Annotated in this window: 14 protein-coding genes; 9 read left to right on the top strand and 5 right to left on the bottom strand. The window is 67.7% G+C overall.

Annotated elements, in window-relative coordinates; genetic code table 11:
* Positions 1 to 3: 3 nt before the first annotated feature.
* Positions 4 to 894: an LLM class F420-dependent oxidoreductase gene (locus tag H0264_RS02925; protein ID WP_181582529.1), complete on the top strand. Its 891-nt coding sequence runs from the start codon at positions 4 to 6 to the stop codon at positions 892 to 894.
* Between the two features lie 127 nt (positions 895 to 1,021).
* Entirely contained in the window at positions 1,022 to 2,209 is a 1,188-nt protein-coding gene (locus H0264_RS02920; protein ID WP_181582528.1) for a hypothetical protein, read from the top strand.
* Here H0264_RS02920 and H0264_RS02915 read toward each other — a convergent pair whose 3' ends face one another.
* Positions 2,210 to 2,617: a hypothetical protein gene (locus tag H0264_RS02915; protein ID WP_181582527.1), complete on the bottom strand. Its 408-nt coding sequence runs from the start codon at positions 2,615 to 2,617 to the stop codon at positions 2,210 to 2,212.
* A gap of 118 nt (positions 2,618 to 2,735) precedes the next feature.
* Here H0264_RS02915 and H0264_RS02910 point away from each other — a divergent pair, with 118 nt between their 5' ends.
* The 4 genes from H0264_RS02910 (at position 2,736) to H0264_RS02895 (ending at position 5,883) form a co-directional block, all read left to right on the top strand.
* Positions 2,736 to 3,308 carry a TetR/AcrR family transcriptional regulator gene (locus H0264_RS02910; protein WP_181585248.1) on the top strand — a complete coding sequence of 191 codons (573 nt, stop codon included), beginning with the start codon at positions 2,736 to 2,738 and terminating at the stop codon, positions 3,306 to 3,308.
* A 124-nt stretch (positions 3,309 to 3,432) separates the two neighbouring features.
* Complete coding sequence (locus H0264_RS02905; RefSeq protein ID WP_220139938.1) at positions 3,433 to 3,666, top strand: FeoA family protein; 234 nt, start codon at positions 3,433 to 3,435, stop codon at positions 3,664 to 3,666.
* Positions 3,659 to 5,623 carry a ferrous iron transport protein B gene (gene feoB, locus H0264_RS02900; RefSeq protein WP_244976093.1) on the top strand — a complete coding sequence of 655 codons (1,965 nt, stop codon included), beginning with the start codon at positions 3,659 to 3,661 and terminating at the stop codon, positions 5,621 to 5,623. The genes H0264_RS02905 and feoB overlap by 8 nt, the downstream gene beginning before the upstream one ends.
* Complete coding sequence (locus H0264_RS02895) at positions 5,620 to 5,883, top strand: FeoC-like transcriptional regulator (RefSeq protein WP_181582525.1); 264 nt, start codon at positions 5,620 to 5,622, stop codon at positions 5,881 to 5,883. The genes feoB and H0264_RS02895 overlap by 4 nt, the downstream gene beginning before the upstream one ends.
* A 1-nt stretch (position 5,884) precedes the next feature.
* On the opposite strand, the gene H0264_RS02890 is transcribed toward H0264_RS02895, so the two are convergent.
* Complete coding sequence (locus tag H0264_RS02890; RefSeq protein ID WP_231083895.1) at positions 5,885 to 6,844, bottom strand: SMP-30/gluconolactonase/LRE family protein; 960 nt, start codon at positions 6,842 to 6,844, stop codon at positions 5,885 to 5,887.
* Positions 6,845 to 6,923: 79 nt separating this feature from the next.
* Here H0264_RS02890 and H0264_RS02885 point away from each other — a divergent pair, with 79 nt between their 5' ends.
* Complete coding sequence (locus tag H0264_RS02885) at positions 6,924 to 7,817, top strand: LysR family transcriptional regulator (RefSeq protein WP_181582523.1); 894 nt, start codon at positions 6,924 to 6,926, stop codon at positions 7,815 to 7,817.
* Between the two features lie 56 nt (positions 7,818 to 7,873).
* Positions 7,874 to 9,226, top strand: coding sequence for a cytochrome P450 (locus H0264_RS02880; protein ID WP_181582522.1), 1,353 nt, complete (start codon positions 7,874 to 7,876; stop codon positions 9,224 to 9,226).
* A 12-nt stretch (positions 9,227 to 9,238) separates the two neighbouring features.
* Here the strand turns inward: H0264_RS02880 and H0264_RS02875 are convergent, their stop codons facing one another.
* Both H0264_RS02875 and H0264_RS02870 read right to left on the bottom strand, forming a co-directional pair.
* A complete protein-coding gene (locus H0264_RS02875) occupies positions 9,239 to 9,703 on the bottom strand; it encodes a glutathione peroxidase (RefSeq protein WP_420832077.1) in 465 nt (154 codons plus the stop codon).
* Positions 9,704 to 9,766: 63 nt separating this feature from the next.
* Positions 9,767 to 10,996 carry a cytochrome P450 gene (locus H0264_RS02870; protein WP_181582520.1) on the bottom strand — a complete coding sequence of 410 codons (1,230 nt, stop codon included), beginning with the start codon at positions 10,994 to 10,996 and terminating at the stop codon, positions 9,767 to 9,769.
* Between the two features lie 204 nt (positions 10,997 to 11,200).
* Here H0264_RS02870 and H0264_RS02865 point away from each other — a divergent pair, with 204 nt between their 5' ends.
* Positions 11,201 to 12,838, top strand: coding sequence for a GMC family oxidoreductase (locus H0264_RS02865; RefSeq protein ID WP_181582519.1), 1,638 nt, complete (start codon positions 11,201 to 11,203; stop codon positions 12,836 to 12,838).
* Positions 12,839 to 13,000: 162 nt separating this feature from the next.
* Here H0264_RS02865 and H0264_RS02860 read toward each other — a convergent pair whose 3' ends face one another.
* Entirely contained in the window at positions 13,001 to 14,611 is a 1,611-nt protein-coding gene (locus H0264_RS02860; protein WP_244976233.1) for a PKD domain-containing protein, read from the bottom strand.
* Positions 14,612 to 14,739: the final 128 nt, after the last annotated feature.

The following is a 14,739-nucleotide window of genomic DNA, read 5'->3' as shown; positions in this document are numbered from 1 at the left end:
TACATGCGTTTCGGCATTGTGCTGTTCACCAGTGACCGGGGCATCACCCCGGCCGCTGCCGCGAAGGCCGCGGAGGACCGCGGATTCCATTCGTTCTTCGTGCCGGAGCACACGCATATCCCGGTGAAGAGAGATGCGGCGCACCCGCTCACCGGCGGAGCGGAACTGCCGGACGACCGCTACATGCGCACCCTCGACCCCTGGGTGTCGCTCGGCACAGCGGCCGCCGTGACCTCCCGCATCGAATTGTCCACGGCGGTAGCGCTCCCCGTGGAAAGCGACCCCATCACCCTCGCCAAGGCCATCGCCACCCTCGACCACCTCTCCGGCGGCCGGGTCACCCTGGGCGCCGGATTCGGCTGGAACACCGATGAACTCGCCGACCACGGCATCCCCGGCAACAAGCGCCGCACCGCGCTGCGCGAATACGTGGAGGCCATGCGAGCCCTCTGGACCCAGGAGGAAGCCAGCTACTCAGGCGATTTCGTCTCCTTCGGCCCCAGCTGGGCCTGGCCCAAACCGGCGCAGCCGCACATTCCGGTGCTGATCGGGGCAGGCGGGACGGAGAAGACCTTCAAGTGGATCGCGCGTTCCGGCGACGGATGGATCACCACTCCGGCCGAAACCGATCCGACCGGGGCCATCGCACTGCTCCTGAAGTGCTGGCAGGACGCCGGGCGCGAAGGCTCGCCGCGCGTTGTCGCACTGGACTTCCGGCCCGATGCGGACAAACTCGCGCACTGGGCGGCCGCCGGGGTCACCGATGTGCTGTACGGGCTGCCCGACAAATCCGAGGACGAGGTGCTCGCCTACCTCGACCGGCTGGCAGCAAAGATAGCCGCACTCCCGGACTTCGCCGCCGCGTCCACACCGACGGCAAACACTGGCCCGTAGAGCGCACCCGCATATCCAGACCCGGCGGTCAGTGGGGCCTGGTGGCGGCCCCACACGGCGTGTCGTCGCCACCAGATCCCGTTGATCGAGAACAGCCGGTCCGCACCGGGCTGGTTATGCTCACGTGGTGGGTGGAGTGAACGACCCGGAGCAGTATCCGGGGTGGGGGAATACATGGAATCCGGCACAGCAGCCCTACGAGCCTATGCCGAAAGGGTATGTGCCGGCGGCGTATATGGCTGCGGAACAGGGGTTTCCGGCTTTGCCGCCGATTCCGGCGATCGAGCATCCGACGGCGGTGTACGTGGCCGGGCCCGATACGGCACAGCGGATGATCGCGGTGACCGTCAGAGAGGGGCGGCGGAACCGGGGCGTGTGGCTGACGCTCGCCGTGGTCACGGTGGCGCCCACCGCGCTGCTGGCCCTCGGAGTGGGGTTCTGGGCGCTGCTGTTTCCGGCGTTCGTCACCGCACCTTTCGCGGCGGGGCTGCTCTTTCCCGGTATGGCCGAGCGAGGAGCGCGGGCGGGCCTCGGGAATCTCCTCGCGCCGGGTGCGGTGCTGGCCACCCGATTCGGGGGCGACACGATGGAGATCCATCAGTCGGATCGGCGGCTATCCATCGCTTTCCGGAGCGTGCACGAGATCATCGTGCACGACGATGCGGTCCTGGTACGCGGAGCTGGGCTGTCGACCGCACTGCCACGAGAGTTGTTCCCGGACTGGGCTGTTCAGCTCATTCGTGGCGGATCCCGCCGCGGACACACGGAACAGCGCGCCGGGCAGCCGCCGGCAGCCCTGCCGGATCTGCCCGAGATTCCACCCCTGACACAACCCGGCGCGGTGGTCACAGCGGACGCCGGAACGGCCGAGCGGCTCAATGCCGCGAACTCCCGCCGGGTGACCCGGGATTTCGCATTGGTCATCGCGTTTCCGACGGTGCCCGTCCTGCTGCTCCTTGCGCTGGGTCAGCATTGGGCCCTGCTCATCGCCTTCGCCGTTCTCCTCGCGATCGGTGCGGGTGAGCTGCTCCGGCGGCGCAGTGCCACCGATCGAAAGCGGCTGGAGGAATTGCTCCGGTACGCGGCGCCCGGCCGGCGGATAGCGGTGCGGTTCGGTCCGGAGGCGTTCGATCTGCAGTCCGCGACCTTTCACCTTCGCTTCACGTACACCGATATTCGAGCGATCCACACCTACGACGGGGCTGTGCTGGTGCACGGACCGCGCGATGTGGTGGCGGTTCCCCGGGAGCTCTTCACCGAGTCCGCGATCGACTATCTGCGCAGCCGAATACCCAAGCCCGACAGGAAGAAATAATCAGTTGCAAGCAGCGGTGCGCTGGAGGAGGCGGAGGGTGCCGGGGGCGGGGAGTTCGGTGAATTTTCCGGTGGCGAGGGCGCGGCGGTAGAGGGTCGTGCCTTCCGGGGAATTGTCGTGGATTGCGAGGAGACCGCCGCCTGCCAGCCAGTGGACCCAGTTGTCGTAGGCGGATCGGGCCGCTTGTTCGGAGGGTGTCGCGGTGATCACGAGCATGCGGAGCGGGGTGCGCCAGCCTTCGGAGCCGGAGTCGTGGCCGCGAGTGATGACGGTAGCGCCGGTTTCCTGGGCCGCTGCGGTCAGGCTGGTGATGGAATTGCCGGTGGGGGTGGCTATTTCGAGGATCGTCCCATTGCCGGCGTAGGTTCGGGCTGCCGCGTGGAGCGCTTCGGCTTCTTCCGGGGTCATCGGAAACCTTTCGGGGGCATTCGGATTCATGCGTTCTAGGCATGGGGGGAGTTGCCCGGAGAGCGGGGCCATAGTAGCATCCGGACACGTGTCTGATTCGCATTCCAATCACTCGATGGTGAGCATGGAGGCTACGCGCCGACGGCTGACCGAGAAGCAGGCCGACACTGTCGACCGGCTGACGAGGGCTGCGATGCAGGTGCTGTCGCGGGAGGGGTTCGCGGGGCTCACCGTGCGGATGGTGGCCGCGGCCGCGGGGGTGGGGACGGCTACCGCGTATACCTATTTCTCCTCGAAGGAGCATCTGGTCGCGGAGGTTTTCTGGCGACGGCTGGCGACCACGCCGCCGCCGGAGGGGACCGAGTCGGATCGGAATGCGCGGGCGCTGGCGGTGCTGCGGCAGATCGCGTTGCTGGTGGCGGATGAGCCGCAGCTGGCGGGAGCGGTGACCAGTGCGCTGCTGGGGACGGATCCGGATGTGGCGCATCTGCGGTTGCGGATCGGGACCGAGATTCGGAAGCGACTGGCCTCGGCGTTGGGCGAGGAACCGGATAGCACCGTGGTCGGGTCGCTGGAAATGCTGTATGCGGGAGCACTCGTTCAGGCGGGTATGGGATATGCGTCATATTCCGAAATCGCCGACCGGCTGGAGGAATCCGCATTGCTGGTTTTGAATAGCCCGGCGCGGTAGGGGCAAAAGGCCCTATTCGGACTTTCCGGACTTCGGATAGCCTTCTCTCAGTTTCTTCTCACTTTTCCGGGTTACGTTCCAAACGGCCGAATCAGTGCGAATTGCGTTGGGAGATGGGTTTATCGTGAGCACCCTGCTGAACGGCAGACCGGGCGACAGTTTTCGCATCGAACGAATTGCCGGACAGCAGAGTCACAGACGCCGACTCCTGGAAATGGGTTTGATCCCCGGAACCGCCGTCACCGTCACGGGCGTGGGCGTATTCGGGGGACGCATTCTGCGGGTCGGCGACGCGCGCATCGCCGTGGATGCCGGAACCGCCGGGGCCATTACCGTCACGGAGTCCTGCGGTGGGTGAGTCCTGCTGCGGCGGCGGCACTTCCGGTGCATCCGCCACGCTGGCGGCGACGGCTTCCATTGCGCTGGTGGGCAATCCGAATGTCGGCAAGTCCACCCTGTTCAATGCCGCCACCGGAGCTCGCCAGCGGGTCGGCAACTGGCCCGGGACCACCGTCGGCGTCACCGAGGGCGAATGGCGGCTGGGCCGAGCGCATTCCGCGACGGATCGCACCGTCCGCCTCATCGATCTACCGGGCACCTACAGCCTGCTGCCCATCTCACCGGACGAGGCCGTCACGCGAGACGCCCTGCTCGACACCGACAATCCGCCCGATGTGGTGGTGGCCGTGGCCGATGCCGCGAATCTGGCGCGCAGCCTCTATCTCGTCTCCCAGGTGCTGGAGGTGGGCCTGCCGGTGGTCGTGGCGTTGACCATGACCGATATCGCGGCCGATCGCGGCATCGACATCGATCCGCAGCGGCTGTCGAAGGCGCTCGGCGTTCCGGTGGCGGCGGTGACCGCGCGCACCGGCAGCGGCACCGAGGCGCTCGCGCGGGCCGTCGACGCGGCGCTCACCACGCGCCAGATTCCCGAATCACCGCGACTCGGCGAGATCGACGCGAATCCCGAAGCGGAAGAAGACGATCCGGAGCTGCTGGTCGCCGAACGCCGCTACGCGTGGGCACACGAGGTGCTCACCGCGGCCGTCCCGCCCAGCCGCGCCACGGTCACCGTGAGCGACCAGGTGGACCGGGTGCTCACCCACCGCTGGTTCGGCGTGCCGATCTTCCTGGCCGTCATGTGGATGGTGTTCGAGCTGACCACCACCGTGGCCAAACCCTTGCAGGACAATCTCGGCGACTTCGTCACCGGCACGCTCGCCGACAGCGTGCGCGGATTCCTCACCGGCCTGCACGCACCGGAACCGCTCGTCGGCCTGATCTGCGACGGCGTCATCAACGGCGTCGGTCAGCTGCTGAGCTTCGTGCCGCTCATGCTGATCATGTTCATTCTCCTGGGCCTGCTGGAGGATTCGGGCTACATGGCCCGCGCCGCCTTCGTGGCCGACCGGCTCATGCGCACCATGGGGCTCCCGGGTCGCGCCTTCCTGCCGCTCATCGTCGGCTTCGGCTGCAATGTGCCCGCCATCTCCGGCACCCGCGTCCTGGCCAACCCCCGCCATCGCATGCTGACCGCCCTGCTCATCCCGTTCGTCAGCTGCAATGCCCGCCTCGTCGTCTACATGATGCTGGCGAGCGTCTTCTTCGACCGCGGCGCGGGCACCGTCGTCTTCGCCATGTACCTGGTGTCCATCGCCCTCGTGGTGGTGATGGGACTGCTGCTGCGCGGCACCCTGTTCCGCGATATGGCGAGCGAACCGCTGGTGCTCGATCTGCCGCCGTACCGCCGCCCCAGCCTGCGCGTGCTGGGCATGCACACCCGCCAGAAGATGAGCGGCTTCCTGCGCACCGCCAGCGGCATCATCGTCGCCACCGTGACCGTGGTGTGGCTGCTGGCCTCGATTCCGTTGGGCGCGGGCACCTTCGGGCACGTCGATCCGGCGGACAGCGTGCTCGGCGGCGTCTCGTCCTCGATCTCGCCGATCTTCGCGCCGGCCGGTTTCGACGACTGGCACGCGGGCGCGGCGCTCACCACCGGATTCGTGGCCAAGGAGGCCGTGGTCGCCACGGTCGCGCAGTCGTACCGCATGGACGATCCCGGCGACGGGGCCACGCCCACTCCCCTGGCCGACGCCCTGCGCGACACCTTCGACCAGTCCTCCGGCGGGCACCCGCTGCCCGCGGTGCTGGCCTTCATGATCTTCCTGCTCGCCTACACCCCGTGCATGACCACGGTGGCGGTGCTGCGGCAGGAAATCGGTACGCGCATGACGCTTTTCAGCATCGCCCTGCAACTGAGCGTGGCGTGGGTGCTGGCCGTGGCGGTGTTCCAGATCGGGCGGATCTTCTGGTGAGCCCGCTGCGTCAGGTGCTCGCGGAGATCACCACCGCGCGCGGCGGGGTCCGGCTCGACGACGTGGCCCGCCGCGTGGGAGTCTCACGCGCCGAAGTGGATTCGATGATCGAGTACTGGGTGCGGCGCGGGAAACTGTCCACCGAGGCCATCACCTCCGGCTGCCCGACGGGCGGCTGCGGCACCTGCCCGAGCACCTCCTCGTGTGGCACGCGGCCCGCGGGGCCGGTGCTGATCGCCATCACGCCGCGCATCGGCTGAGTCACCGACCGACCGCGACCACGCTGTAGGGCGTGCTCGGCTCCGGCACCGTGTCGAAGCGGGCATTCGGCAGGTACAGCCGTCCCCCGAAGGCGGCGATGGTGGCGGGAACATCGAAGCGCGAGTCGGTGATTCGCCGTTCGACGGTGCCCGCCGTGCCCGCCGGGTCGAGGGTGATCACGGCGATCGCATTGCGGCGGTTCTCCACGGCGTACAGCGTGTTCCCGTCCAGGAACAGACCGTCCCCGTGCACCAGGGTTTCGTCACCGAGATCGATCCGCCGCGTCACGCCCGTCCAGCGGTCGACGTGGAACAGGTGACCGGTGACCGACTGCACGATGATCAGGCCGGTTCCATCGGGTGTGCGCACGATGCCGTTGGCATTGAAAGCCTGTGGCACATAGGCGATGTCGCCACTCAGTGGGATGCGCAGCACCGCGCCGGGCGGCGGCAGCGCACCGTCTGCGGCTATGGGCAGGTGATAGAGCACGGCCGCACTGGAATCGGTGAACCACGCGCCCTCCGGCGTGAACACCAGATCGTTGACGAAAGTGTCCGGCTGCGTGGCGAATTCGTAGGTCGCGAGCGTCGCGCCCGTCCAGGCATCCAGGACCCGGGCGTCACCGCCGGTACCGCCCGCGACGAACAACCGGCCGCGCTGATCGAGACGCAGACCGAGCGCCGGTGTGCCCGTGGGAGCCCCGAAAATGCCGCCCTGCCCGGTCACCAGGTCGGCGCGGTAGATCGAACCGTCCGCCATGGAGCCGACATACGCGAACGGCAGTGCGCCGATCGCGATGCCTTCCGGGCGGAATCCGGCAGGCAGGGTCAAGGTGGCGGGAAACAGCGGGTCCTGCGCTTCCGCCGGGCCCGCGGGCACCAGGACCGCGACACCGAGGAAGCCCAGCGCGACCGGCAGGCCGATGATTCGAGAAAACCATTGTGCTGCTGAAACTTTCACAGCATCCATCTCAACCCGCCACGATCGATGAGTCCAACACATGTTTGTCACCGAACCGATCTCGATCCACGATTGATCGGTGGAACTACAGCAGATGCGCTACGTGATCGCGGTCGCCGAGACGAACAGCTTCACGCGCGCGGCCGAACGCTGCCTGGTGGTGCAATCCGCCCTCAGTCACCAGATCGCCCGGCTGGAAAAGGAACTCGGCGCACGACTCTTCGAACGCACCAGCCGCCGGGTGCGGCTGACCGCCGCCGGCGCCGCCTTCCTGCCTGCTGCCCGCCAGTGCCTGGAGGCCGCCGAGCGCGCGGCCGCCGAAGTCGCCGCGGCCGTCGGAGAGATCCGCGGACAACTGCGAGTGGGCCTGATACCGACCGTCGCCGCGGTGGATATCCCGGACGCGCTGCGCGAATTCCGGGAGCGGCACCCGCAGGTGCGCGTCGGCCTGAAGGTCGGTGCGAGCGACTGCCTCGTCGCGCAGGTCGCGCGCGGCGAACTCGATGTGGCCTTCCTCGGCGTGCCGACCACGGCCCGGCTGCCGAGTGTCGCGGCCCGGGAACTCGCCCGGGACCGGCTGGTCGCCGTGGTCGCGCCGGATCATCCACTGGCGGGCGAACAGTCGGTCGATCTGCGCCGGCTCGCCGCGGAGACCTTCGTGGACCTGCCGGCGGGGACGGCCGGGCGCATCCAGTCCGACCTGGCCTTCGAGGCCGCCGGGCTCACCCGCGACGTCGCCTTCGAGGTGACCACCGCGGACTACATCACCCGGCTGGTCGCACCCGGTCTCGCGGTGGCCATGCTGCCCTCCACCTATGTGCCGCAGCTGTCGGGCGTGGCCACGGTCGAGGTCTCCGACGCACCCGCGCGCGTCGAGTACGCGGTGTGGAATCGCGTCGATCGCACGCCCGCCGCGACCGCGTTTCTCGCGATCCTCGGCATCACACCTCTTGTCGCGCAACCCATCCCGTAGTACCGTCCAGACACGTGTCCACCATGGGTGGATCCAGCGCTGCGGGAGGTGTCCCCATGACCACGGTCGAGCCACGCCAGGTCTCCGGAGGAGAACACGAGCATGGGCATCTCGAGGAGTTCCGCACCGACCCCATCGGGCTCATGCGACGGGTACGCACGGAATGCGGGGACGTGGGCCGATTCCGGCTGGCGGACAAGGACGTGATCCTGCTGTCCGGGGCCGAGGCCAACGAATTCTTCTTCCGCGCAAGCGATGACGATCTCGATCAGGCCGCCGCGTACCCGTTCATGAAGCCGATCTTCGGGGAGGGCGTGGTATTCGACGCCCCGCCCGAACGGCGAAAAGAGATGCTGCACAACACCGCCCTGCGCGGGGACCAGATGCGCGGGCACGCGGTCACCATCGCGCGCGAGGTGGATCGGATGCTGGCGCGGTGGGGGGACGCCGGGGAGATCGACCTGCTCGAGTTCTTCGCCGAGCTGACCATCTACACCTCGTCGGCCTGCCTGATCGGGACGAAGTTCCGGGAGGAGCTCGACGACCGGTTCGCGCATCTCTATCACGAGCTCGAACGCGGGACGGACGCCTACTGCTATGTGGACCCGTACGCCCCCATCGACAGCTTCCGGCGGCGCGACGAGGCCCGGCACCAGTTGGTGAAGCTGGTCCGCCACATCATGGCCGGGCGGATGGCGAATCCGCCCGAGGGCAAGGACGATCGGGACATGCTCGACGTGCTGGTGTCGGTGCGCGACGAGCACGGGAACCCGCGCTTCTCGGCCAGCGAGGTCACCGGCATCTTCATCTCCATGATGTTCGCCGGGCACCACACGACCTCCGGCACGGCGGCCTGGACGATCATCGAACTGCTGCGGCATCCCGAGATGCTGGCGCGGGTGGTGACCGAGCTGGACGGCCTCTACGCCGACGGAGCGGACGTGAGTTTCCATGCGCTGCGCCAGATTCCGACTCTGGAGGCGGTGCTCAAGGAGGTGCTGCGGCTGCATCCGCCGCTCATCATCCTCATGCGGGTGGCGCGTGACGAGTTCGAGGTGTGCGGGCACCGCATCTCCCCCGGCGACCTGGTCGCCACGACACCCGCTGTGTCCAACCGGATTCCGGAAGATTTCCCCGACCCGGATCATTTCGACCCGGACCGCTACATCGACCCGAACCAGGCCGATCTGGCCAACCGCTGGACCTGGATCCCGTTCGGCGCGGGACGGCATCGCTGCGTGGGCGCGGCCTTCGCACTCATGCAGCTGAAGGCGATCTTCTCGATCCTGTTGCGCGACTGGGAATTCGAGCTCGCACAACCGTCGGAGAGCTACCGCAACGACCACTCCAAGATGGTCGTGCAGCTGGAGCAGCCCTGCGCGGTGCGCTACCGCCGCCGAAAGCGATAGCGCACCAGCGCATTACAGCGCGGCTTCGATGGCGGCGACGACGGCCGGGTCGGTCGGCTCGGTGCGCGGCCGAATGCGGCCCAGCACCGCGCCGTCGCGGCCGATGAGGAACTTCTCGAAGTTCCACTGGACGTCGCCCGCCTCGCCGGCGGCGTCGGCGACCTGCGTCAGCTCCCGGTAGAGCGGAATCCGGCCCTCGCCGTTCACCTCGCTCTTCTCCAGCAGCGGGAAGTCCACGCCGTAGGTGGTGGAGCAGAACTCGGCGATCTCCTCGGCGGTGCCGGGCTCCTGGCCCATGAACTGATTGCTCGGCACGCCGACGACGGTGAATCCACGCGACCCGTAGGTCTGCTGCAGTTCCACCAGCCCGCCGTACTGCGGGGTCAGACCGCACTTGGAGGCCACGTTCACCAGCAGCACCACCTTGTCGCCGGCCAGCTCGGCCAGCGTGGTGGGCTTGTCGTCGAGGGTGCGCAGCGGAATTTCGCGAAGGTTCGTCACGACTACGGATACTAGAACGAGTTCGTGACGGTCTCCGGCTCAGCTGTAGCGCACCTGCCAATGCTTGATGCCATTGATCCACCCGTGCCGCAGCCGCTCCGGCGGCGCGACCTCGGTGAGCGTCGGCATGGCATCGGCGATCGCATTGAACATGAGGTCGATTTCCAGTCGCGCCAGGTTCGCGCCTACGCAGAAGTGATTGCCGGTACCGCCGAACCCCACATGCGGGTTGGGATCGCGCAGCACATCGAACCGGAACGGCTCGTCGAAAACCTCTTCGTCGAAATTGGCCGAGCAGTAGAACAATCCGACCCGATTGCCCGCCGCAATGGCCTGCCCGCCGAGTTCGGTGTCCGCCGTGGCCGTCCGCTGGAACGCGGTGACCGGCGTGGCCCACCGCACGATCTCGTCGGGCGCGGTGCGGGGACGCTTGTCCCGGTACAGCTCCCACTGTTCCGGATTGTCCACGAACGCCTTCATGCCGTGCGTGATGGCATTGCGTGTGGTCTCGTTGCCCGCCACCGCCAGCAGAATCACGAAGAAGCCGAATTCGTCGGAACCCAGTGCCTCCCCGTCGATATCGGCGGTCACCAGTTGCGTGACGATATCGTCGACCGGGCAGGCGCGGCGCTGCTCGGCCATGTTGTATGCGTAGCCGAGCAATTCGGCATTGGCGGCAATGGAGTCGCCGAATTCCGGATCGTCGTAGTTGAGCAGCTGATTCGACCAGTTGAACAGCTTGTGCCGATCGTCCTGCGGTACGCCGAGCAGTTCGGCGATGGCCTGTAGCGGCAATTCACAGGCCACCTGCTGCACGAAATCCCCACTGCCGCCGGCCTTCGCCTCGGCGACAATGGCGGCGGCGCGTTCGGTGAGCGCCTTGCGCAGCCCCTCCACCGCGCGCGGGGTGAAGCCCTTGGAGACGATCCGCCGCACCTTGGTGTGCTTGGGCGGGTCCATATTCACCAGCAGCGCATCGCGGGTCAGTTCCAGCTGTTCGGGCGTCGCATCGCTTTTCATCCTGATGATGGAGCCCTTGGCGTGCGAGGACCAGAGATCGGCGCGCCGCGAAACCTCTTTCACGTCTTCGTGTCTGGTGATGGCCCAGAAACCGCCGTCGGTGAAGGGTGCGGCCTGTTCGGGGGTCTGCGCATTCCACCAGACGGGCGCGGTGCGGCGCAGGGCGGCGAACTCCTCGACCGGACTGCGCTCGGCCCAGAGGGCGGCGTCGGTGAAATCGAATCCGGCCGGTAGTGACGGAACAGACACTGTTCCTCCTGTGGCAGACAGCCGCTGTGATCACGGATCTGGAACGTGTTTCATATCGATTGAACCACGCTGCGACCGGCCGGACCACGGTTTCACGCCAGCATCCGGGAGTCGATCTTGAAACTGGACAGAAGATCGGGTGTGGGCACAGACTAGAACTTGTTCTACAGTGACTCCAGGCACACCAGAGGATAGGGAACGAACATGACCGCTTCGCCGCGCTCCAACGACGCCGCAACCGAAGCCGATTACGTCGTCGTAGGCGCGGGCAGCGCCGGGGCCGTGGTGGCGGGCCGCCTCGCCGAGCGCGGCGCGAGCGTGATCCTGGTGGAGGCCGGGCGCAAGGACGACACCCGTCTGGTGTCCAGCCCCGGCATGATCACCATGGTGCACACGGTCCCGCAGCTGAAGAAGCGCGTGACCTGGAAGCAGTTCTCCGTCCCGCAGAAGCACGCCAACGACCGGCAGATCCCCATGACGCGCGGCAAGGTGCTCGGCGGCTCCAGCTCCGTCAACGGCATGCTCTATGTGCGCGGCAACAAGGCCAACTTCGACTCCTGGGCCGCCGAGGGCTGCAAGGGCTGGAGCTACGACGACGTCCTGCCGTCCTACAAGAACCTGGAGAACTGGGAGGGCGGCGCCGACGACTACCGCGCGACCGGCGGCCCCGTGCAGGTGACCCGGCAGAAGGATCTGACGCCGATCACCCAGCAGTTCATGAAGACCGCCTCCGAAGTGCTCGGCACGCCGATCATCGACGACTACAACGGCGAATCCCAGGAAGGCATCTCGATCTTCCAGCAGTCCGTGCGAAACGGCCTGCGCTACAGCTCCTCTCGCGCGTTCATCACCGAACGGCCGGACTCCGGGCTGCGGGTCGTCACGCACGCGCACGTCACCCGGGTCGTGATCGAGAACGGCCGGGCCACCGGCATCGAGATCGCCGAGAAGAACGGCTCCCGCCGGATCATCCGGGCCGGCAAGGAGGTCATCGTCTCCGGCGGTGTCGTCGGCTCGCCGCAGCTGCTCATGCTCTCGGGCATCGGCCCGGCCGCGCACCTGAAGGAACTCGGCCTGCCCGTGCACGCGGACCTGCCGGTCGGCCAGAACCTGCACGACCACCTGTTCGTGCCCATGACCTTCGTGTCGAAGAAGGCGCTGCACCGCGGCATTCCGACCTACTTCGCCCGCGGCATCCTGCGCGAGCTGCGCAATCCCGGCAGCTCCTGGATGGGCCGCACCGTCTTCGAGGCCGCCGGCTTCGTCAAGACCAAGTTCGCCGAGGGCGACCACCCGGACATGCAGATCCACACCCTGCCGTGGTCCTACCCGACCCCGAACCAGGACGAGGACAAGATGCACCTGGTGGACCGGCGGCCGGCGCTCACCGTCATGCCGTCGCTCATCTACCCCAAGAGCCGCGGTGAACTGAAGCTGGCCTCGGCCGACCCGTTCGCCTCCCCGCTCATCGACCCGGGCTACCTGAGCGACCCGTGGGACACCGAATTCCTGGTCGAGGGCATCAAGATGATCCGGGAAGTCATGTCGCACAAGAGCATCGCGGGCGACATCGTCGAAAACTTCTTCCCCGGAATCGATTACAGCGACGAAGCCGCGATGCGACGCGAACTGCCCAACCGCGTGCACTCCATCTACCACCCGGTCGGCACCTGCCGCATGGGCGTGGACGAGCGCTCGGTCGTGGATCCGACCCTGAAGGTCAACGGCATCGAGGGCCTGCGCGTGGCCGACGCGTCCATCATGCCCAGCATCACCGGCGGCAACACCAATGCCCCCAGCTACCTCATCGGCGAGAAGTGCGCGGAGTTCATCGAGGTGTAAGGACAGCGGATGCCCGGGTGAGCTCCAACTTCCCTTGCCACACCCGGGCAACCGTCGCCGGGTCATCGCCCGCGGACCCCCATCCGTACCAGAAACGGTGACACGGCACCGCCCCGGACCGAAGTCCCTCGGTCCGGGGCGGTTTCATGTTCACCGGGAGCGTCAGCCGATGACGATGGGGCGGTCCAGCTCGTACATGCGGCGGTGGCCGGTCATATCGGTGACCAGGACGCGCGGCAGGTGCGGGCCGGTGTCGGCGTAGGTGTGCTGGGCGCGCGGGCCGGAGGTGGCCAGGTGCGAGCCGTCACCGAAGAACCACTCGTACTCGCGGATCGCGCCACCCGCCTGCGCCGCATCGAAATTCACGGTCAGGCCGCTGGGGCCGGAGGTGCGGGAGACGGTGAAACCCTCGCCCTGCGGGCTGCCGTCGCCGAACCACTCCCGGACGGACGGGTTCAGCAGGAAGGTTTCGGCGAATCGCTTGGCGTCCTGGGCATTCGGCGGTCCGGCGGCGACGCCCTGGCACTGGCCCTGCACGGTGGCGGTGTGGCCGCAGGCCAGCACGCGCAGCGAGGACGACTCGTCACCGAGCGGGTTCATCCACGAGTTCGGTTGCGTCGCACCCTGATTGAACAGGCCGTCGGCGGACACCGCGTAGGGCACTCCGGAGACCGCATTGGCCTGGGTGGCGGCCTGGCGGAACGTCTCCGCCGAGACCCGCACGAATTCCGACCAGCGCTGCCGCAGCCCCTCCGGCATGCCCTCCATCTCCGAGCCGTCGAAATAATTGGCCACCAGGACCTTCGGGGCCCCGGGCAGGGTGTGCGCCTTCTCGATGGCCGATTGCATGCCCCGGCCGCCGTAGCCGTGCTTGGCACTGCTGTAGTAGGGAACGTTCGCGGCCGGATTGATCATCTCGGCTCCGGTCCCCGCGCACTCCCGGCGCACGGCGGCCGACAGATCGGAGGTGCCGGGGGTGACCCCGACGGGGATGCCGAGGAAGGGGTCGAGATCGTTGATGCACCCGTTCAGGAGCACCAGATCCACCGTATAGCCGCCGTTCTCGGCAGCGGTCAGGGCCTGTTCCAGCTGGCAGAACACATCGGGCCGGTGGTCGATGTCGGGATCGGCGAGGGTCTGGCCGGGATCCTGCACCGGCGGGCAGAGCGAATCATTGTTGGCGATGGGCAGGCCCGGGGCGTCCAGGACGGCGCCGGAGGCCGAATAGTCGTGCAGTTCCGCGCCGCGGCCGGTCTGCGCGCCCAGGGCTTCGGCGGTGAGGCGGGCGAAGGTGCGGTCGTCGTCGAGTTCCTGACCCCACAGCACCGAGTCGCCGACCGAGACCACGTGCAGCGGATGGCAATCCCGGCTCACCCGGAATTTCCAGGCGCGGCCGTACTCGCCGATCTCCCCGCCGGGGACGCGGGAGCGGGCGTCCACGCGTAGTAGGCCGTCCGCGGGTAGCTCCTCCTGGCGTAGGTCGAATCCGACGGTCACCACCTCGGCGGTCACCGGTGCGATACCGGACCGGATCGGCTGCTCGCCGGCCAGGATTCGCCATTCGACCTCGGCCTGCTCGGACACGCCCGACGGGTACCAGACGGCGGTGGTGCCGCGTAGCGGGCCGTTGCACGGACTGTCCGGCGGCGTGCTGACATCGATGATCAGGGGTAGGTCGGACAGTGGTTCGGCCTGAGCGGGGGTCGGGCACACCGCGATCGCACCCAGCAGGGCCGGCAGCAGCGCTGCCCGGCACCGGCGGGATCGCCACACCTTCAATGCTCCTCCTCGGAGTTCCGCAATCTGACAGCAGACACGGTGGAGGGGCGATCTCCCGCAGGCCCGCAAGGCGCGCGGAGTTGGCCGAAATTAGCGTCTTCTACCTGGTTATCTGTTAGACA

This window comes from Nocardia huaxiensis, assembly GCF_013744875.1.
GTDB lineage: Bacteria > Actinomycetota > Actinomycetes > Mycobacteriales > Mycobacteriaceae > Nocardia > Nocardia huaxiensis.
This window is presented reverse-complemented; position numbering and strand designations above follow the sequence as displayed.